The following is an 18,592-nucleotide window of genomic DNA, read 5'->3' on the forward strand; positions in this document are numbered from 1 at the left end:
GTTTTTGTTTTGCAAAAAAAACGCATATATTTGAAAAATATTTGCAAAATTAAAAATGATGGTACTATTTTAGATTCAAAAAACAACTAATGTATTACTAATCTCAAACGATATGATTTCAAACACTCAAAGCTCTTTAGTGGTAGAAAAAAGCAATACGATTATGCCTATGATAATCCTGACGGTATTATTTTTTATCCTCGGATTTGTTACTTGGCTTAACGGGCCTCTGATTCCTTTTTTCGAAATGGCTTGCGAGTTAACGGCTTCTCAGGCTTACTTTGTAACTTTTGCTTTTTATATTGCATATTTTGTTATGGCGATTCCATCTTCTTGGGTCATAGAAAAAGTAGGATACAAAAATGGAATCTCTTTAGGATTATTAATCATTGCTGCCGGTGCTTTTACATTTTATCCAGCCGCCGAAAGCAGAACCTTTTTATTGTTTTTAATTGCTTTGTTTGTAATGGGAACAGGTTTGGCAATTTTGCAAACAGCTGCAAATCCTTATGTCGTTGTTATTGGTCGGAGAGAAAGTGCTGCAGCAAGAATTAGTGTTTTGGGCATTGCCAATAAATTGGCAGGATTTGTCGCTCCAATTGTACTAACGGCATTGGTTTTGTCTAATATGCAGGAGTTTACCGCAGACAAAATAGCGATGTTAGATTCGGTTTCAAAATCAAATGCCTTAAATTCTCTTGCTTTACAATTGCAAAGACCCTATCTTTATATGGGATTGATTATTATTGTTTTAGCTCTTTTTGTGAAGCTGTCACCACTTCCTGAAATTGATCTGGATGAAGAGAATAAGGTAACACATTTGAGTATTTTTAAGCAAATCAGCAATGCATTTAAATACCCGCAACTCGTATTAGGTGTCATAACTTTAATGCTGTATTTGGCTGCCGAGGTACTGGCGGGGGATTCTATTGGAGGTTTCGGAAAACAGCTTGGAGTGTATGGAGAGGATGGTAATTTTTATTTAAAATTAACCTCTTTTACCATGTCGGCAATGGTGGTTGGATATGTAATAGGTATAACATTAATTCCAAAACACCTTTCGCAGGTAGCTGCTTTAAAAGCATCAGGGTTTTTGGGAATAATTTTAGTAGTGGCAATTGTTTTGATTTCTCCAACAATAACGATTCAGTTACCGGGAATTCCAAACTTGCCTGTTGTTATTCTTTTTGTTGCCTTTCTTGGTTTGGCAAATGCATTGTGCTGGCCTGCAATTTGGCCAATGGCACTTCAGGATTTGGGCGGATATACTAAAATTGCAAGTGCCATTTTGATCATGGGAATTATTGGCGGTGCTATTTTTCCTTTGCTGTACGGAATGATAACAGAAAATATAAATGCCGCTAATCTTGCAAATAATATGCAAAAAACTGCAAAAAGCGGCAATCAAATAGGGTATTTAATGTTATTGCCATCTTATATAATGATACTTTTTTATGCAGTTAAGGGGCATAAATACAGGCTATGGAGTAGATAATAAAAGGAATTTAAAAAAAAAAATATCATGTTAAAAAGTAAAATCGACAAAGCAACAGGATTCGAAAAACGATTCGAAAACATCAATACGGTTGTTTTTGAAAATTCAAATGAGGCGTCAAAAGCAGTTGCTCAGGAAATTGCAACTCTCATTCAAGCGAAACAAAAAGTAAACAGTCCTTGCATTTTAGGTCTTGCAACGGGTTCTTCTCCAAAAGGATTGTACGCAGAGTTGGTGCGCTTGCATAAGGAAGAAGGCTTGAGTTTTAAAAACGTAATCAGTTTTAATTTGGATGAATATTATCCGATGGAACCCAATTCTATCAACAGTTATGTTCGTTTTATGAAGGAACTTTTGTTTGATCACGTCGATATTTTACCTGAAAATTATCATGTTCCCGACGGACTTTTGACCAAAGAACAAATTGCAGATTACTGCCATGATTATGAAGCCAAAATTGAAGCGCTGGGCGGAATCGATTTGCAAATTTTAGGAATTGGAGGCAATGGACACATTGGTTTTAATGAATCGGGGTCGTTGCAAAACTCCAAAACACGTTTAGTTGCCCTGGATCACATTACGAGAGTTGCGGCGAGTAAAGATTTTTCTGGTTTGAGCAACACGCCAAGAACTGCCATTACACTTGGAGTAAAGAAAATCATGGAGGCCAAACAGGTTATTTTGATGGCTTGGGGAGAGGGAAAAGCCAATATCATCAAAAAATCGGTAGAAGATGAAGTAACCAACCAAATTCCTGCGTCGTTTTTGCAAGAGCACAACAATGCAATTTTTGTTTTGGATAAAGAAGCGTCTTCAAAACTTACAAGAATCAATAGACCTTGGTTGGTAGAAAAAGTTATCTGGACAGATAAATTAATTCGAAAAGCAGTTTTAGGATTGGCACTAGATCTTAAAAAACCAATTTTAATGCTTACCGATGCCGATTACATCGAAAACGGAATGAGCGATTTGCTAGCAGATTCGGGGCCGGCGTATGATATCAATATTAAAATATTCAATAAATTACAAAATACCATCACGGGCTGGCCGGGCGGAAAACCAAATGCAGACGATTCAAATCGTCCCGAAAGAGCAGAACCAGCCAGAAAAAGAGTGCTGATTTTTAGCCCGCATCCTGATGATGACATTATCAGTATGGGGGGGACTTTTATGCGTTTGCAGGAACAAGGACATGAAGTGCATGTTGCTTATCAAACTTCAGGAAATATTGCTGTTGCGGATGATGAAGCGTTGCGTTTTGCGAGGTTTGTAATTGATTACAACGAAAAATTCGGAATCAAAAGTGAGGCTGCTGAGAATATTTATCAAAAAGCGGTAACTTTTTTAACCAATAAAAAGAATAGCGAAATTGATATTCCTGAAGTGCGCTACATTAAAGGATTGATTAGAAAAGGAGAGGCGAGAGCTACAAGTCATTTTGTGGGTCTTACAGATGATCAGATTCATTTTATGGAATTGCCTTTTTATGAAACAGGTACAATAGAAAAAAAACCAATCGGGCAAGAGGATATTCAGCTGACGATGGATTTAATCGAAAAAATAAAACCGCATCAAATCTACGCAGCAGGTGATTTGGCAGATCCACACGGAACGCATAAAGTGTGTCTGGATGCTATTTTTGAAGCTGTAAAAGCTTTAAAACCAAAATCATTTATGAATGATTGTTGGTTATGGTTGTACCGAGGCGCTTGGCAGGAATGGGGTATAGACGAAGTAGAAATGGCGGTACCAATGAGCCCAGATCAGGTTTTGGCAAAACGTCACGGAATTTTCAAACACCAATCTCAAAAAGATGGCGTTGTTTTTCAGGGAACTGATGCAAGAGAATTTTGGCAAAGAGCCGAAGACAGAAATGCAGAAACAGCAGCTTTGTATCAACAATTAGGTCTAGCAACGTATGCCGCAATGGAAGCTTTTGTGAGATGGCATTACTAAAAAGGAGCTAAGGTTCTGAGATACTGAGGTCCTAAGTTTTTTTAAAAGTTCAAAGTTTTTTATCTGTGAAAATCTTTTAAATCTCTGGCAAAAGAATAAAAATAATAATAGCTTTGTACCGTTAGAAGCAAGAACAAAGAATGAGTCTATATTCTTTGTTCTTGCTTCTTTTTTTATTCAAAAAATGGAACAAGACAAAAAACTTCTCATAAAATTAGCCCATACCAAAATGCCCTTCGGGAAATATGAAGGACGATTTTTAATCGATTTGCCCGAATATTATATAGTTTGGTATCACAATAAAGGTTTTCCAAAAGGCGAATTAGGACAACAATTGCAGCTCATCTACGAGCTAAAACTAAACGGATTAGAAGAATTAATTCGAAATATAAAAAAGCAATATCCAAAGCCGATAAAGTAAAGAAAAGTTTTTATTGTTAATGAGATTACCATGACTTTTATATATTTTTGTAAAATACTTCTTGTAAAATTTTTATAAAAAATAATTTACAATCTTCTAATAAAGCTGAAAGAAAAGGCATTGTGTCTTTGGCGTTAGGAATATCCGCAATTTGTTTCTTTTTCATTCCTTATTGTTCTATAGTTGCTATACCGCTCGGATTTCTATCCATAATTTTTGGAACAATTGGCTTCTCACAGGCAAAAAAACTAAATGTTTCTACTTCAACACCAAAAGCCGGATTGATGGTGTGTATTTCTGTAACGGCATTCATATTAGTAAGGTTGTTGGTTTTGATTGGTTTTATGGCTGTAGAACATGTACATCGTAAAGATGATATGATTGAAAAAATAAAGTCAATAGAGGCGGAAAAAAGGAAAAGTGTTTCTCTGAAGATGGTAAAAGATACCGTTAAAGGTTGATCTTTCAACTTCGAAAAGTTAATTTAATCTATAGATTTTTCAAAAAAAAGTCGAATTAAAAGTTAAAATTATTGATTACGGAAACATGTAATCGTTCTATTTAAAAATTTGCAAATTATCTCATTCTCTAATTGATAAATTATCTAATTAAATTTGTACTTTTGCCAAGTTTTTTACACAACTACAATACAAACAACAACAGAATGAATCAAACAAAATATATTTTTGTTACAGGCGGTGTGACTTCTTCTTTAGGAAAAGGAATTATCGCAGCATCTTTGGCAAAATTGTTACAAGGAAGAGGATATCGTACAACTATTCAGAAATTTGATCCGTACATAAATGTAGATCCGGGAACTCTTAATCCATATGAGCACGGAGAATGTTACGTTACCGATGATGGTGCAGAAACAGATTTAGATTTAGGTCATTATGAGCGTTTTCTTAATGTTCCTACTTCTCAGGCGAATAACGTTACCACAGGAAGAGTATATTTATCGGTTATTGAGAAAGAGAGAAGAGGGGAATTCCTTGGAAAAACGGTTCAGGTTGTGCCTCATATTACAAACGAAATCAAGGATAGAATGCAGTTGCTGGGAAAATCTGGCGATTATGATATTGTAATTACAGAAATTGGCGGAACTGTTGGTGATATTGAGTCATTGCCTTATATTGAGTCTGTTCGTCAGTTGGTTTGGGAGTTGGGAGAGAACAACGGAATCGTTATTCACCTGACTTTAGTGCCTTATTTGGCTGCTGCGGGTGAGTTGAAAACAAAACCTACGCAACACTCGGTAAAAACCCTGATGGAAAGCGGTATCAAAGCAGATATTTTGGTGTGCAGAACAGAACATGAATTGTCCCCTGAATTACGTAATAAATTAGCGTTATTTTGCAACGTAAAAAGAGAAGCCGTGATTCAGTCTATCGATGCTTCGACTATATATGAAGTTCCAAATTTAATGCTTGAAGAAGGATTAGATGTGGTGGCACTAAAGAAATTAGATTTGCCTAAAAAAGCAGCTCCAGACTTAAAAAACTGGAATACTTTTTTACGCAGACTAAAAAATCCAAAACAAACTGTTAATATTGGTTTGATTGGGAAATATGTAGAAATGCAGGATTGTTACAAATCTATTTTAGAAGCATTTATTCATGCTGGTGCGGCAAATGAAACTAAAGTAAATGTAATTTCGATTCATTCAGAACATATCAATAGTGATAATGTTGAGGAGAAATTAAGTGTTTTAGACGGTGTTTTGGTAGCGCCAGGTTTTGGAGAAAGAGGTATAGAAGGAAAAATTGAAGCGGTACGTTATGCACGTGAAAATAATATTCCGTTTTTCGGAATTTGTTTGGGAATGCAAATGTCGGTTATCGAATATTCCAGAAATATTTTAGGTCACGCTGAAGCGAATTCTACAGAAATGAACGAAAACACTCCTTATCCGGTGGTGGATTTGATGGAAGAACAAAAAACAATTACCGATAAAGGCGGAACGATGCGTCTTGGTGCGTGGAAATGTGATATAAAACCCAACACACTTGCACATAAAATTTACGGACAAACGACAATTTCAGAACGTCACCGTCATCGTTATGAGTACAATAATAAGTATGCTAATGAATTAGAAAAAGCAGGTCTAAAATCTTCGGGAGTAAATCCTGATACAGGTTTGGTAGAGATTGTAGAGCTGGAAAATCATCCGTTTTTTATAGGGGTACAATACCATCCTGAATACAAAAGTACGGTTGCAAATCCGCATCCTATTTTTGTAAACTTTGTAGCTGCTGCTGTAATTGCTCATAAAAAATAATAATTAATATTCTAAAAGGATGTAACTTTTGAGCAAAACTCAAGACCAATATCCTTAAACGAGTAACCTTTTTTAAATATAATGGAAGAAAAAAAATTTGACTTTAATTCAATCATTGGTTTTGTATTGATATTTGGACTTTTAATTTGGATTATGTACCAAAATCAGCCTTCTGATAAAGAAATTGCTGCTGAAAAAGCCAAGAAAGAATTAGTTGCAAAAGAAGCGCAAGCAAAAATAACAACAACAAAAAGCGATGTTTTACCTGTTGCTGCTGTAGCTCCTGGAGATACGCTTCAATTGGCACAGTTGCAAAAAACTTTGGGTGGTTTTGCTTATTCTGCTACACTTCCTTCTGCAAAAGAAGCTTTTACAATTATCGAAAATGAAAAGATAAAACTTAAAATCGCAAACAAAGGCGGTTATATAGTCGAAGCTACCTTAAAAGAATTCAAAAGGTTTGAGAAAAATTCCGGACAATTAGTAGAATTAATAAAAGATAATAATTCGAATTTAAATATTCAGTTACTGACTACGGACAACAGAACGTTAAATTCAAAAAATTTGTTTTTTGAGCCTACTTTGATTAAAAACGGAGCAGATCAAATTTTGACCATGCGTTTAAAAGCAGGACCAAACGAGTTCCTTGAATACAAATACGTTTTAAAACCAAATGAGTACTTAGTTGGTTTTGATATCCGTTCTCAAGGTTTGAATAAAGTTTTAAATGCTTCCAAACCATTAGATTTACAGTGGGATTTGAAAACTTATAGAAACGAAAAAAGTATTTCTATCGAAAAGCGTTTTGCTGAGATTTATTATGAGCATGAAGATGGAAAAATTAACTATGCTGGATTAGGTAAACATGAAGAAGAAACTATCGAAAAAGTTAGTTTTATTGCATATAAACAGCACTTTTTTACTTCTATTTTATTGACAGACAAACCTTTTTCAAATTCTAAATTAGAATCTATTGATTTGGTTAATGATGAGAAAATCGATACTACTTTTACAAAACAATTCAGAAGTAATGTTCCTTTAGCTTTTTCTAACGGAGAAATCGATTATAAAATGAACTGGTATTTTGGACCAGCTGATTACAAAGTATTAAAATCTTACGATAAAAACTTTGAAAAAATTATTCCATTAGGTTGGGGAATTTTCGGATGGATTAACCGATTGATTTTTATTCCGTTATTTGGATTTTTAAGTTCTTTTATTGCTTACGGAATTGCGATTATCATTTTTACTATTATTATCAAATTGGCAATGTCGCCAATTACATATAAATCGTTCTTGTCTCAGGCTAAAATGAAAGTTTTGCGTCCCGAAATCACAGAATTGGGCGAAAAATTCAAAAAAGACCCAATGAAGAAGCAGCAAGAAACAATGAAATTGTACAATAAAGCAGGGGTAAACCCAATGGCAGGATGTATTCCGGCTCTTATTCAGCTTCCTTTTATGTATGCATCGTTCCAGTTCTTTCCATCGGCTTTTGAGTTAAGACAAAAAGGCTTTCTTTGGGCAGAAGATTTATCTTCTTTTGATTCAGTTGTAAAATTACCATTCAATATTCCGTTATATGGAGATCATATCAGTTTGTTTCCGATTTTGGCAGCAGTTGCAATTTTCTTTTATATGAAAATGACTTCTGGTGACCAACAAATGGCGGCGCCTCAGCAAGAAGGGATGCCGGATATGGCAAAAATGATGAAAATCATGATTTATGTTTCACCATTAATGATGTTAATTTTCTTCAATAGTTATGGTGCAGGTTTGAGTTTGTATAACTTTATTTCGAACTTAATTACAATCGGAATTATGTTTGTCATTAAGAATTATATTGTTGATACAGATAAAATTCACGCTCAAATTCAGGAAAACAAATTAAAAGAGCCAAAAAAACAAAGTAAGTTTCAACAACGTCTTCAGGAAGTAATGGAGCAACAAGAAGTTGCTAAGAAAAAGAAATAATTATCTTTTGTGAATAAAAAAAGAAAACCGCTGTTGAACTAACAGCGGTTTTTTTGTGTCATTAAAATTCTGGTAATAAAACTTTATCAATTGCGTGGATAATTCCATTTGAACATTGTACATCGACTACCACAATATTACTAACCCTGTCGCTGGCATCTGTAATTTTTGCTCCGCCAGTTAATCCTATCGTAAAGTTTTGACTTGCAAAAGTAGTCACAACTTGTCCGTTTGTCAATGCCGTCGATTGAACATTGGCACCCGTCACGACATGGTATTTTAGTGTAGTCTCTAAAATATTAGCAGGAATTGCAGCTAAACCAGAATATCCAGTTTCGGTCAAAAAGCTTGTAAACGCTGTATTTGTTGGTGCGAAAACAGTAAATGGTGAGCTTACAGTTCCTGATAAAACTCCTGCAAATCCCGACGCAGGATTGTAGGTTAGGGCAGCCACAAGCGTTGTAAAATTTTTATTAGCAATAGCATGATTTACAATTGTAGGAAGTCCAATTACGCCATCAACCACATGTATTACACCGTTTGAAGCTTCAATGTCTGCTGTTGTCACTACTGCACCGCCATTAGTTTTCCCCCCATTTATAGTTACTGCAGCTCCTTTTTCGATGTACATACTTATAGTGTTAGATGTTGAAGCGCTTCCTTTGGCAAGAGTTTTTACGTAGCCAGTAGCAATATCAGCCGATTTGACTTTTGTAACAAGTACATGGTTCAATAAAACCTCTTTTAATGCGGCAGTAGGAACTGCATCAAGATTGGCATAACCATTTGCTGTTAAAAAAGCTGAAAAAGCGGCATTTGTTGGGGCAAAAACCGTGTAAGTTCCAGAACTGTTTAAAGTAGTTTCTAGCTCTGCTTTTTTTAAAGCCGCTACTAAAGAGCTCAAATTGGGGTTAGATTTTGCAATCGCAGCAATAGTTTGTGGTTCTTGTGATGCGTTATCGTCATCATTATTGCATGAAATCGTTAAAAATGTACATAAAGCTAATAAAGCAAATAATTTAATTTTGATTGTTTTCATAATATATTTTTTTTGTTTGTTCCGCTAATGTAGAATTTTATGTTTAATATTTTTACGTTTTCGTTAAACGACATTAAATTTTAATATTTTATTTATTTTTGTTTAATGTGTTAAATTTTATATAAATACGTTATTTTACTGATGAATATTACTACTTTTTTGATTTTAAGTGTTTTGATTTTTATTAATTTTATTAAACAAAAAATAATAAAACTATTGTTTGTATTAAAATTTTAATAATCATTCAAATTAGATGTTATTTTTGTAATACTAAAACAGTTTATTTGTTGTTATATAAAGAAAAAGAGTATGAGAAGTTTTTTGATTTTGCTTTTAATTAGTTCACTAGGTTTTTCACAAGAGTTTAATAAGTTAGACGCTGACGGGAAAAAAGACGGCTTGTGGAAAGGGAAATACGAGTTATCACAGCGACCTCGTTACGAAGGAACTTTTAGTCATGGTAAGGAAACGGGGGTTTTTAAATTTTTTGATGATACCAAAAAAGGTGATATTGTCGCAACACGAGACTTTTCTGCCAATGACGGTAGTTCTTACACTACTTTTTTCGATCAGAATAAAAACAAAGTCAGTGAAGGCAAAGAAATAGGCAAAGCTCGTGAGGGCGAATGGAAATATTACCATAAAGGCTCAAAAGTTTTAATGACGCTAGAAAAATACAAAAGCGGAAAATTAGAAGGTGTGAGAACCGTTTTTTATCCCAATTCAAAAATTGCCGAAGAAATGCCTTACATAAAGGGCTTGAAAGAAGGAATTTATAAAAAATACGGGCAAAACGGAATATTACTGGAGCAAAGTACTTATAAAAATAATGAATACAATGGCGACGCTACTTTTTATGATTCAGATGGAGTAGCAGCTTCTAAAGGAAAATTTTTGAATGGAAAGAAGGCAGGGATGTGGCAATTTTTCGAAAAGGGAAAACTCGTTAAAGAAGTGAATATGAGTGATCCAAAAAGCAGCTACAAAGCCGATTCGAAACCAAAGATGGAATAATCTTGACATTCAATGTAAAATAGGCACATCTGATTATAAGTTTTATCTACTCTGGAATTGTATAAACTAATTGAAACCATTACAAATTTCTAAAATATGGCGTACCTTTGCACCCTTGTAAAAATATAAAGGATTTAAAATGAAACGTGTAGTTGTTGGACTTTCTGGTGGTGTAGATTCTAGTGTTGCGGCTTATTTGTTGCAGCAGCAGGGATATGAAGTTATTGGCCTATTTATGAAAAATTGGCACGATGACTCTGTTACTATTTCTAATGAATGTCCTTGGCTAGAAGACAGTAATGATGCATTGTTGGTGGCCGAAAAACTCGGAATTCCGTTTCAAACTGTCGATTTGAGTGAAGAATACAAAGAAAAAATCGTTGATTACATGTTCAGTGAATATGAAAAGGGGAGAACTCCAAATCCTGATGTTCTTTGTAATCGCGAAATCAAATTTGATGTTTTTATGAAAATCGCTCTAAGTCTTGGTGCCGATTATGTTGCTACGGGACATTATTGTCAAAAAAACGAAATTGAAGTAGACGGAAAACCTGTGTATCAATTAATAGCCGGAGCTGATAATAACAAAGATCAATCGTATTTTTTATGCCAATTATCGCAGGAACAATTGGCAAAATCATTATTTCCAATCGGAGCTTTGACAAAACCAGAAGTTCGGGAAATTGCTGCTGCAATGGACTTGGTAACGGCCGAAAAGAAAGACTCACAAGGTTTGTGCTTTATCGGAAAAGTGCGTTTACCAGAATTTTTGCAACAAAAATTACAGCCTAAAGAGGGCAAAATTGTTCAGATCGATAAAAACGACCCTATTTATACCATCGAAAAACCTGCTAATTTATCAGTAGAAGAAGATCTGAAATGGGAAGCGAAAAAGCGAAATTATCTTCTTACAATGGGTAAAGTAGTGGGGAAACATCAAGGTGCTCATTATTTTACGATAGGACAACGCAAGGGCTTAAATGTAGGTGGAACAACAGATCCGCTCTTTATTATTGCTACCAGTGTCGAAACCAATACTATTTACACAGGTTTGACAAGTGAGCACCCCGGATTGTTTAAAAAAGCTTTATTTATTGAAAAATCTGAAATACACTGGATTCGTACCGATTTGGCATTAAAAGTAGGTGAAACAATGCAGGTAATGGCCAGAATTCGTTACCGTCAGCCTTTGCAAAAAGCTACTTTACACCAGTTTGAGGACGGAATGTATGTACATTTTGATGAACCACAGTCTGCCATTACTGAAGGACAATTTGTAGCTTGGTATTTTGATACTGAATTAGTTGGTTCGGGAGTAATTTCTTAGCTTTATACTTTTTTACGGAGGTTCAACCTTTAAAAAAAGTAAATCATGAAGTGTTTTTACGTTTTTTTTCTTTTTCTAATTACGGCTACGGCGTTTTCGCAGGAAGATGCTTGGGTATATTTTAATGCCAAACCTAGCTCTCAGACGTATTTGTCAAATCCTTCACAAATGCTGTCTCAGCGTTCTTTAACCAGAAGGATAAATCAAAATATAGCTTTAAATCTAACAGATGTTCCTGTTGAAAAATCATATATTACTCAAATAAAATCGAGTGCGGGAATAACTATTTTAGCACAGTCAAAATGGTTGAATGCCCTTCATATCAGAGGAACTCAAGCTGCTATTTTAGCATTAAAAAATTTCACTTTTGTGGATAAAGTAGTTTTTGCAGATCGAACATTAAATCCTACTTCAAAAAAAGCATTTACCAATAATATTACAACAATCAAAAATAATCTGGAAACCAAAGTTGATTATGCTTATGGAAATGCTGCCAATCAAATCCAGATGCTTAACGGACAAGTATTGCATCAGCAAAATTATACAGGTTCAGGAAAGGTGATTGCTGTTTTAGATGCTGGTTTTCCGGGTGTCAATACTGCTCAGCCTTTTCAGCGCTTACGAGATAATAACCTGATTTTGGGCGGTTATGATTATGTTGCTAGAAATACTAATTTTTATAGCGGTGGCAGCCACGGAACTTTAGTACTTTCGACGATGGGTGGCTACAAAGAAAATGCGTTAATAGGTACTGCTCCCGATGCTTCTTATTACTTGTTTAGAACAGAAAATGATGCTATTGAAAGTCCAATAGAAGAGTCCCTTTGGGTAGAGGCGGCCGAAAAAGCAGATAGCCTCGGCGTAGATATTATAACTACTTCATTAGGATATTTTCTTCAATTTACAAATCCAAATCATAATCATACGTACAGCGATATGAATGGTACGACCAATTTTATTTCGCTTGGAGCCGAACTTGCTTTTAGTAAAGGAATTATAGTGGTGGCTTCTGCAGGGAACGAAGGTTTAATGACGGAGCCTCATATTGGCGCGCCGGCTGATGCTGTGTCGGTTATTGCGGTGGGGTCGGTTACGGCAACAAAGGCAAAATCAGGTTTCAGCTCAGTTGGCCCTAGTTTTGATGGTCGCATAAAACCCGATGTCATGGCGCAGGGTACTGCCGCCACAGTTTCGGATGCTGCTGGAAATATCGGAACAGCCAACGGGACATCATTTTCGTGCCCTATTATGGCCGGAATGATTGCTTGTTTATGGCAAGCTTTTCCAACTAAAACCAATCAGGAAATCAGGCAAATGGTTTTCCAGTCTTCTGATAAATATGCGACTCCAAATATTAATTTTGGCTACGGAATTCCAAATTTTGGAGCATCTCTAGGAGTAGAAAATTATACTGATGTAAAAAATGAAACTTTTTTAGTCTCTCCAAATCCTGCAAAAACGGAGGTTTCTTTTTCTTTTTCGAACAAAAATAATACTGCTTCAGTTGTAATTTACTCTATTTTAGGGCAAAAAATGATCGAAAAACAAATTACCAGTCAAAACCCAATTCTTTCCTTAGAAACCTTAAATAGCGGGTTGTATTTTTATACTTTTGATACCAATGGATTGCATAAAACAGGCAAGATAATCAAACAATAATAGTTTTTTTAAATGAATAAAATCACACAACTTTTTAATATAAAATACCCAATTATTCAGGGTGGAATGATCTGGAACAGCGGTTACAAATTGGCTTCTGCAGTTAGTAATGCTGGTGGTCTAGGGCTTATAGGCGCTGGTTCTATGTACCCAGAAGTATTGCGGGAACACATTCAGAAATGCAAACAGGCAACAGATCGGCCTTTTGGTGTTAACATTCCGATGCTCTATCCAAACATCGAAGAAATCATGAATATCGTGATCGAAGAAGGTGTGAAAATCGTTTTTACTTCGGCAGGAAATCCTAAAACGTGGACTTCATTTTTAAAAGAAAAAGGAATTATAGTAGTGCATGTGGTGAGTAGCAGCGTTTTTGCCTTAAAAGCTCAGGAAGCTGGCGTCGATGCTATTGTTGCAGAAGGTTTTGAAGCCGGTGGTCATAACGGACGCGACGAAACAACAACTTTAACATTGATTCCGATGGTGAAAGAGAAAATTCATATTCCTATAATTGCAGCTGGTGGAATTGCTACAGGCAGAGGTATGTTGGCCACGATGATTTTGGGAGCCGATGGCGTGCAGGTTGGGAGTCGCTTTGCGGCTTCGGTAGAATCTTCGGCTCATGAGAATTTTAAGCAAGCGATTATTGGCGTACAGGAAGGTGATACACAGCTTACGCTGAAGGAATTAGCGCCAGTGCGACTGATTAAAAATAAATTTTATCAGGATGTGCAGGCTTTATATGAAAAAAAATCTTCAAAAGAAGAGTTAATAGAGCTTTTAGGAAGAGCGCGAGCCAAAAAAGGAATGTTTGAAGGAGATTTGGAGGAAGGCGAACTCGAAATAGGTCAAATTGCCGGATTGATTCATGAGATTTTACCTGTCGAAAAAATAATTCGAGAAATGATGGACGATTTTGAAGCTGCTTGCCAGGAAAAGGCTAAATTTGAGTTCTAATCGCCCATTTGATAAGCTATGAAGAGTATTCGCACCATCATTATATTGTTTTTTCTCGTTGTAGGATTTCAAAAGTCCTATAGCCAATCGTATCAGTTTAGGACTTCTGGTTTTAGTGTTTTAGAAAAAAATGAAAGAGGAAAATGGGGCGACTGGTCTTCGTTGGACCTTACCAATCTTGCTGTTATTTTAGACACCAATAAACACAGAATTGTGATTTACTCTCAAGAAATCCAGCTGTATAATATTGTAGAATATGTAGAACGCGAAGAAAATGATACCGATGTTGTTTATTCGTTTCTTTGCAAAGACAATGAGGGCAACGAATGTAAGCTTTCAATCATCACCCGAAAAAAACAAGACTATCGCAAACAACTTTACATCAATTACGACGAACGTATCATTGTTTATAATATTTCTACGGTGTAGATGTGATTTTTAATTGAATTTATTTTTATAATTTTTTTTTTATTTTAATGATTAATCAAAATCAAAATATATGATTTGGAATAATATTACCATCGGGCTTTATGTAATAGCATTACTATTCAATGGTTATTCTTGGTATAAATACCGTAACAATACTTCTGAAGACCAGAGAAAAAAAGAAGGATGGAGTAACTACTACATGATTTCTTCTATTTTTATCTTAACGCTATTACTTCGAAAATTTTGATTATGAAGTAGTATGTATTTAATTTTTTTGAAGTGTTTTTATGAAATGGAATGATTATGTTACTATCAGTTTGTATCTAATTTTATTTATACTTAATAGTTGTTCTTGGTATAAATATTATAAAAAAACATCAGTTGATCAAAGAAAAAAGGAAGGTTGGAATGGTTATTATATAATTTCTACTGTCTTTATTCTAATGTTATTGTGTGAGAGATTAGGTGTATAAGGCGATAGATAGAATGTTTTATTGTTTTATAATTCATTGTAAAAACCTAACAAGTTTTCAAAATTTGTTAGGTTTTTTTATATTTCATAAGCTTCGCTATCAAATATCTTTAATAAACTCATCGTACTCCAGATAAAACAGTTCTAAAGCATTCATTTTTTCAAAAAAGAAATCAAAAATAATGTCCCAATTATTGCGATTGCTAAAACCAACACCTTGTTTTTCAATCCAGATACGGCTAATGGTTTTGCCACTTTCGAGTGTGTAATTTTTTTCGAAAACCAAATCTTTTATAAATTCTTCTTCGAGGATATTTTTTAAGGCTTCTATTTTTTCGTAGTAAGCAAATCGTTTTTCGTCGTTACGAGGTTCGATATCAATAAAAACTTGTGCTTTTTTGTTGTCAATAAAAAATTTGAAAGAGAAATCTTTAATTTTAGTATCATAAAGCACCCATTTTCGTGGATATTTTTCGGCGAAAGCCACCCAAAATTCTCTTTTTAATTTTTGTGATTCTTCTTTGCTGTACATTTTTATGGCTTTAGTTTTAGAAAACTTGTAGAACCGCGTTTTCTGGACTATATTTATATTTTATTTGAAAGTACAAAAATAAACTTTGATTATGGATTTTCAAGACTTTTTGCAATTTGTTCCTAATTTAATTCCAGTTGAACTGCCAGCGGAGTTAGCACACTTAAAAATGGCTCCTTCAGAAAGAATGGATGCCTTGAAGAACATCAATTTAAAAGAAAAAGATCCGAGGATTGCAGCTGTAATGATGCTACTTTATCCAAAAAACGAAAAAACACATTTGGTTTTAATTGTCCGTAACGCTTATAACGGCGTACATTCTTCGCAAATCGCTTTTCCGGGCGGTAAATACGAGACTTTTGATGCCAATTACGAAGAAACAGCATTGAGAGAAACACACGAAGAAGTTGGTGTTTCTCCCGAAAAAATTGAGGTAATTAAGCATTTTACTCCCATGTATATTCCGCCAAGTAATTTTTTGGTGTATCCTTTTTTAGGAATTTCAAAAGAAGAACTTTTGTTTTATCCTGATATAAAAGAGGTGGCAGATATAATCGAATTGCCTTTGGAAGTTTTTTTGAATGATGAAATTATCATCGATGCCACATTGTCAACTTCTTATGCAAATAATGCTTTGGTTCCGGCATTTAATATTCAAAATCATATTGTTTGGGGAGCTACCGCCATGATGTTGAGCGAATTGCGGGAGGTTTTAAAAGTAACTTTTGAAGAAAAGTGGTGAAACCATAAATTTAACAATTTGGTATTCATTAGATTAACAAAAATACCTCGAAATTGTTTAAAGCTATGGCTAAAAGAATAATTTTTGTATGTTTGCGATACGACAAAAAATACAATAACTATGGGATTGATTAAACGAAATCCTTTTGGACATATATTATTCATCAAAAAATGGTTGATCCGTATTTTGGGCGCCATTACGCATAAAAGATATAGAGGTTTTAACGAGTTGCAAATCGAAGGATCTGAAATTATCAAGTCTTTGCCTGATACCAATGTTTTGTTTATCTCTAATCATCAGACTTATTTTGCCGATGTTGTATCGATGTTTCATGTTTTTAATGCAAGTTTAAGCGGGCGTGAAGACAACATAAAAAACATTGGTTATTTGTGGCAACCCAAAATGAATTTGTATTATGTAGCCGCTAAAGAAACCATGCAGGCTGGTTTATTGCCCAGAATTTTGGCGTACGTGGGCGCAATAACAGTCGAGAGAACGTGGCGTGCAAAAGGTGTAGATGTTACAGAAAAACGTGATGTAAATCCTAACGATACCGAAAATATTAAAATTGCTTTGGAAGATGGTTGGGTCATTACTTTTCCGCAAGGCACTACAAAATCATTTAAGCCGGTTCGTAAAGGAACGGCTCATATCATTAAGCAACACAGACCCATCGTGATTCCGATTGTGATTGACGGTTTTCGTCGCTCGTTTGATAAAAAGGGATTGCGAATGAAAAAGAAAGGTATTCTGCAATCGTTCATCATAAAAGAGCCTCTTGATATTGATTATGATAATGATACTATTGACGAAATTGTCGAAAAAGTAGAGTTTGCTATTGAGCAGCATCCATCTTTTTTGAAGGTTATTCCAGCTGAAGAAATCAAAATACAAGAAGAGTTAAACAAACTGAGACGCTGGGAATACTAGGTATTTTAGATTTTTGAGTTTAGATTTTAGACTTGAAAAAGTTTCAGGTTCACGTTTTTTGTTTAGTAGTTTTTTTGCGAATTAAACTTCAACTTCAGCCTAAAAAAACTTTTAACCTTGCTATTGCTTGGTGTTTTTATTAAAAATCAATTTTCTTCAATTCCTTATAATTGACGTATAACTTGCGTAAAAGCGTTCCGTAAAGCAATCTGTAAAAACACCAAAAGATACCTAAAAAAGCAAGTATTACAAGGATTAAAATAATTCCTGTAAGCATCATAGCTTTTCCGTCGGCAGCCAGTTTTTCTCTTAAAGACAGCATGTCAGGATTGTAAACAAAGGCAATAAAAAAGCTTATGATTGCGCTTAGAACAGCCATTCCTAAATTGTACCAAACATAATATTGTACTGTTTTTCGTGTTCTTAAAATACTGCTCATCAATAGTTGAGTCGATTTTATGGCAGAAATGGTGGTGTAATTTTTATAGAAAAAATAAACAAATATTAGAACCACAGCAAAATTGAAGTAGGTTAAAATATCGAGATAGAAGATCATTTCTGCATGCTTAATTTTAATAAGCAAATCATCTGTACTCAAGAAGAAGTTGGACGCTGTCCAAAATAAAATCTCCAGAATACTGATAATTAAAATCCATTTTACAGTTGATGATGATTTTTTATGAATCATGCTATAGATTTCTTTTTCAGAAATTTGCGCAAAAGAATCCGAGTTCTTTTTCCAGTCTTTTTTTAGTAAATCCAGTTCTTTCATAATAATTTTTAAGGATTTAATATTTTTTTTAGTTTCCCTTTTATTCTGTTCATTTTCACACGTGCATTCACTTCACTAATTCCAAGGGTTTCAGCTATTTCTTGATAATCTTTGTCTTCTAAATACATAAAAACCAATGCTTTTTCGATATCATTTAGTTGATAAACAGCTTTGTACATTAGTTTTATTTGTTCTTCTTCTTCATAATTGTAGTCAACATCTTTTACAAAGTGCTGGTGACTTTCGTATTCTACCGTAGAAACGGTACGTTTGGTTTTTCGGTATAAGGTGATGGCAGTATTTAAAGCAACACGATAGGTCCAGGTCGAAAATTTACTGTCACCTCTAAATTTAGGATACGCTTTCCATAACTGAATCGTGATCTCCTGAAATAGGTCTTTGTGAGCATCTTCACCGGCAGTATATAACCTACAAATCTTGTGGATTATATTCTGATTTGCCTGCAATTGCGCAACAAATGACTGTTCTAGATTATCGCTCATAATGTATTAGTAGTACTGAAATCAATTTTGTTACAGTAGGTTTTGTTTTTTACTCTAAATTTAACAAAATTCTCAAATTATAAATATAAAAT

At 34.5% G+C, this 18,592-nt stretch carries 19 protein-coding genes; 13 read left to right on the forward strand and 6 right to left on the reverse strand.

From position 1 onward, the window contains the following. The first annotated feature begins 112 nt into the window (after positions 1-112). The 3 genes from J3495_RS10280 to J3495_RS10290 all read left to right on the forward strand — a co-directional run bounded on the left by J3495_RS10280 (position 113) and on the right by J3495_RS10290 (position 3,872). The gene (locus tag J3495_RS10280; protein WP_236025442.1) at positions 113-1,495 is read left to right on the forward strand and encodes a sugar MFS transporter; all 1,383 of its coding nucleotides are present in this window, start codon (positions 113-115) and stop codon (positions 1,493-1,495) included. Between the two features lie 27 nt (positions 1,496-1,522). Beyond that, the gene (gene nagB / locus J3495_RS10285; RefSeq protein ID WP_210666469.1) at positions 1,523-3,451 is read left to right on the forward strand and encodes a glucosamine-6-phosphate deaminase; all 1,929 of its coding nucleotides are present in this window, start codon (positions 1,523-1,525) and stop codon (positions 3,449-3,451) included. Positions 3,452-3,635: 184 nt separating this feature from the next. Further along, positions 3,636-3,872: a DUF3820 family protein gene (locus tag J3495_RS10290; RefSeq protein ID WP_210666470.1), complete on the forward strand. Its 237-nt coding sequence runs from the start codon at positions 3,636-3,638 to the stop codon at positions 3,870-3,872. Positions 3,873-3,909: 37 nt separating this feature from the next. Here J3495_RS10290 and J3495_RS19310 read toward each other — a convergent pair whose 3' ends face one another. Then, positions 3,910-4,038, reverse strand: coding sequence for a hypothetical protein (locus J3495_RS19310; RefSeq protein WP_262898261.1), 129 nt, complete (start codon positions 4,036-4,038; stop codon positions 3,910-3,912). A gap of 3 nt (positions 4,039-4,041) precedes the next feature. Next, a complete protein-coding gene (locus tag J3495_RS10295; protein WP_210666471.1) occupies positions 4,042-4,185 on the reverse strand; it encodes a hypothetical protein in 144 nt (47 codons plus the stop codon). Positions 4,186-4,536: 351 nt separating this feature from the next. On the opposite strand from J3495_RS10295, the gene J3495_RS10300 reads away from it, so the two are divergent. Then, positions 4,537-6,150 (forward strand): CTP synthase, encoded by a 1,614-nt coding sequence (locus J3495_RS10300; protein WP_210666472.1) that lies wholly within the window; start codon positions 4,537-4,539, stop codon positions 6,148-6,150. Positions 6,151-6,231: 81 nt separating this feature from the next. After that, positions 6,232-8,124, forward strand: coding sequence for a membrane protein insertase YidC (gene yidC / locus J3495_RS10305; RefSeq protein WP_210666473.1), 1,893 nt, complete (start codon positions 6,232-6,234; stop codon positions 8,122-8,124). Positions 8,125-8,185: 61 nt separating this feature from the next. Here yidC and J3495_RS10310 read toward each other — a convergent pair whose 3' ends face one another. Beyond that, positions 8,186-9,163: a fasciclin domain-containing protein gene (locus J3495_RS10310; protein WP_210666474.1), complete on the reverse strand. Its 978-nt coding sequence runs from the start codon at positions 9,161-9,163 to the stop codon at positions 8,186-8,188. 309 nt (positions 9,164-9,472) lie between these two features. Here J3495_RS10310 and J3495_RS10315 point away from each other — a divergent pair, with 309 nt between their 5' ends. The 6 genes from J3495_RS10315 to J3495_RS10340 all read left to right on the forward strand — a co-directional run bounded on the left by J3495_RS10315 (position 9,473) and on the right by J3495_RS10340 (position 14,796). Continuing rightward, on the forward strand, positions 9,473-10,177 hold the full coding sequence (locus tag J3495_RS10315; RefSeq protein WP_210666475.1) for a toxin-antitoxin system YwqK family antitoxin: 705 nt from the start codon (positions 9,473-9,475) through the stop codon (positions 10,175-10,177). Positions 10,178-10,316: 139 nt separating this feature from the next. Continuing rightward, positions 10,317-11,504 (forward strand): tRNA 2-thiouridine(34) synthase MnmA, encoded by a 1,188-nt coding sequence (mnmA, locus tag J3495_RS10320; RefSeq protein ID WP_210666476.1) that lies wholly within the window; start codon positions 10,317-10,319, stop codon positions 11,502-11,504. A 45-nt stretch (positions 11,505-11,549) separates the two neighbouring features. Beyond that, complete coding sequence (locus J3495_RS10325) at positions 11,550-13,163, forward strand: S8 family serine peptidase (protein ID WP_210666477.1); 1,614 nt, start codon at positions 11,550-11,552, stop codon at positions 13,161-13,163. A gap of 12 nt (positions 13,164-13,175) precedes the next feature. Continuing rightward, positions 13,176-14,120 (forward strand): NAD(P)H-dependent flavin oxidoreductase, encoded by a 945-nt coding sequence (locus J3495_RS10330; RefSeq protein WP_210666478.1) that lies wholly within the window; start codon positions 13,176-13,178, stop codon positions 14,118-14,120. A gap of 18 nt (positions 14,121-14,138) precedes the next feature. Continuing rightward, the gene (locus J3495_RS10335) at positions 14,139-14,549 is read left to right on the forward strand and encodes a hypothetical protein (RefSeq protein WP_210666479.1); all 411 of its coding nucleotides are present in this window, start codon (positions 14,139-14,141) and stop codon (positions 14,547-14,549) included. 70 nt (positions 14,550-14,619) lie between these two features. Then, a complete protein-coding gene (locus J3495_RS10340; RefSeq protein ID WP_210666480.1) occupies positions 14,620-14,796 on the forward strand; it encodes a hypothetical protein in 177 nt (58 codons plus the stop codon). A gap of 325 nt (positions 14,797-15,121) precedes the next feature. On the opposite strand, the gene J3495_RS10345 is transcribed toward J3495_RS10340, so the two are convergent. Continuing rightward, on the reverse strand, positions 15,122-15,553 hold the full coding sequence (locus J3495_RS10345) for a DUF4268 domain-containing protein (protein ID WP_210666481.1): 432 nt from the start codon (positions 15,551-15,553) through the stop codon (positions 15,122-15,124). A gap of 91 nt (positions 15,554-15,644) precedes the next feature. Here J3495_RS10345 and J3495_RS10350 point away from each other — a divergent pair, with 91 nt between their 5' ends. Both J3495_RS10350 and J3495_RS10355 read left to right on the forward strand, forming a co-directional pair. Beyond that, positions 15,645-16,295, forward strand: a complete 651-nt coding sequence (locus tag J3495_RS10350; protein ID WP_210666482.1) for an NUDIX hydrolase — start codon at positions 15,645-15,647, stop codon at positions 16,293-16,295. Between the two features lie 120 nt (positions 16,296-16,415). After that, entirely contained in the window at positions 16,416-17,225 is an 810-nt protein-coding gene (locus J3495_RS10355) for a lysophospholipid acyltransferase family protein (RefSeq protein WP_210666483.1), read from the forward strand. Positions 17,226-17,364: 139 nt separating this feature from the next. On the opposite strand, the gene J3495_RS10360 is transcribed toward J3495_RS10355, so the two are convergent. Further along, positions 17,365-17,997, reverse strand: a complete 633-nt coding sequence (locus J3495_RS10360) for a hypothetical protein (RefSeq protein ID WP_210666484.1) — start codon at positions 17,995-17,997, stop codon at positions 17,365-17,367. Positions 17,998-18,005: 8 nt separating this feature from the next. After that, a complete protein-coding gene (locus J3495_RS10365; protein WP_089352673.1) occupies positions 18,006-18,500 on the reverse strand; it encodes an RNA polymerase sigma factor in 495 nt (164 codons plus the stop codon). Positions 18,501-18,592 lie beyond the last annotated feature (92 nt).

Origin of the sequence: Flavobacterium geliluteum (assembly GCF_017948595.1) — a bacterium.
Classification (GTDB): Bacteria; Bacteroidota; Bacteroidia; order Flavobacteriales; family Flavobacteriaceae; genus Flavobacterium; species Flavobacterium flavipigmentatum.

What these genes read in the sequence shown, in the direction of transcription:
- J3495_RS10300 (WP_210666472.1), top strand. Translation starts at nt 4,537, where the DNA reads ATGAATCAAACAAAATATATTTTTGTTACAGGCGGTGTGACTTCTTCT.
- J3495_RS10330 (WP_210666478.1), top strand. Translation starts at nt 13,176, where the DNA reads ATGAATAAAATCACACAACTTTTTAATATAAAATACCCAATTATTCAG.
- J3495_RS10365 (WP_089352673.1), bottom strand. Translation starts at nt 18,500, where the DNA reads ATGAGCGATAATCTAGAACAGTCATTTGTTGCGCAATTGCAGGCAAAT.
- J3495_RS10345 (WP_210666481.1), bottom strand. Translation starts at nt 15,553, where the DNA reads ATGTACAGCAAAGAAGAATCACAAAAATTAAAAAGAGAATTTTGGGTG.
- J3495_RS10290 (WP_210666470.1), top strand. Translation starts at nt 3,636, where the DNA reads ATGGAACAAGACAAAAAACTTCTCATAAAATTAGCCCATACCAAAATG.
- yidC (WP_210666473.1), top strand. Translation starts at nt 6,232, where the DNA reads ATGGAAGAAAAAAAATTTGACTTTAATTCAATCATTGGTTTTGTATTG.
- J3495_RS10350 (WP_210666482.1), top strand. Translation starts at nt 15,645, where the DNA reads ATGGATTTTCAAGACTTTTTGCAATTTGTTCCTAATTTAATTCCAGTT.
- J3495_RS10315 (WP_210666475.1), top strand. Translation starts at nt 9,473, where the DNA reads ATGAGAAGTTTTTTGATTTTGCTTTTAATTAGTTCACTAGGTTTTTCA.
- J3495_RS10325 (WP_210666477.1), top strand. Translation starts at nt 11,550, where the DNA reads ATGAAGTGTTTTTACGTTTTTTTTCTTTTTCTAATTACGGCTACGGCG.
- J3495_RS10295 (WP_210666471.1), bottom strand. Translation starts at nt 4,185, where the DNA reads ATGAATGCCGTTACAGAAATACACACCATCAATCCGGCTTTTGGTGTT.
- J3495_RS10310 (WP_210666474.1), bottom strand. Translation starts at nt 9,163, where the DNA reads ATGAAAACAATCAAAATTAAATTATTTGCTTTATTAGCTTTATGTACA.
- J3495_RS10340 (WP_210666480.1), top strand. Translation starts at nt 14,620, where the DNA reads ATGATTTGGAATAATATTACCATCGGGCTTTATGTAATAGCATTACTA.
- mnmA (WP_210666476.1), top strand. Translation starts at nt 10,317, where the DNA reads ATGAAACGTGTAGTTGTTGGACTTTCTGGTGGTGTAGATTCTAGTGTT.
- J3495_RS10280 (WP_236025442.1), top strand. Translation starts at nt 113, where the DNA reads ATGATTTCAAACACTCAAAGCTCTTTAGTGGTAGAAAAAAGCAATACG.
- J3495_RS10355 (WP_210666483.1), top strand. Translation starts at nt 16,416, where the DNA reads ATGGGATTGATTAAACGAAATCCTTTTGGACATATATTATTCATCAAA.
- J3495_RS10360 (WP_210666484.1), bottom strand. Translation starts at nt 17,997, where the DNA reads ATGAAAGAACTGGATTTACTAAAAAAAGACTGGAAAAAGAACTCGGAT.
- nagB (WP_210666469.1), top strand. Translation starts at nt 1,523, where the DNA reads ATGTTAAAAAGTAAAATCGACAAAGCAACAGGATTCGAAAAACGATTC.
- J3495_RS19310 (WP_262898261.1), bottom strand. Translation starts at nt 4,038, where the DNA reads ATGAAAAAGAAACAAATTGCGGATATTCCTAACGCCAAAGACACAATG.
- J3495_RS10335 (WP_210666479.1), top strand. Translation starts at nt 14,139, where the DNA reads ATGAAGAGTATTCGCACCATCATTATATTGTTTTTTCTCGTTGTAGGA.